This is a genomic window from Parabacteroides distasonis (assembly GCF_004793765.1).
Classification (GTDB): Bacteria; Bacteroidota; Bacteroidia; order Bacteroidales; family Tannerellaceae; genus Parabacteroides; species Parabacteroides distasonis_A.
In genome coordinates this window covers 1-396 of record NZ_SRYM01000162.1, presented here as the reverse complement: position 1 = coordinate 396, position 396 = coordinate 1, and the positions used below count along the sequence as shown (strand labels likewise).

At 45.7% G+C, this 396-nt stretch carries 1 protein-coding gene; it reads right to left on the bottom strand.

The annotated features are described in order from the left end of the window. A partial coding sequence (locus tag E5342_RS19200; RefSeq protein WP_168354533.1) for a phage integrase SAM-like domain-containing protein occupies positions 1 to 396 on the bottom strand: 396 nt, incomplete at both ends.

Genomic DNA, 396 nt, shown 5'->3' with positions numbered 1-396 from the left:
TATTCGTCTTTTGCCGCTTTGTCATTATCCAAAGGTTGCCGTCAAAGGATTTGCGGATATTATCTTGCGTAAGCCCGGCTACATCTATATAGGCAAGCCCGGTGAAGCAGGCAAAGATGAACAAGTCCCTGACGTGTTCCAGCCGTTCGGAAACCATTTTCTTTTTAAGGATGATTGTTATCTCGTCCTCTGTCAGATAACCTCTGTCCACTTTTTCCAGCCGGATTTTATAATTGGCGAACGGGTCGTTCACCAGTATGCCATTGTTGCGGGCAATGATGATAATGCGCTTGAAGAACTGCATGAACTTGGCGGTGGTGTTGTAACCGCACTTGCAAGCGGTACGCAAGTATAACTCAAAATCGGTAATGAACATCGGGGTAATCTCCTTAATGG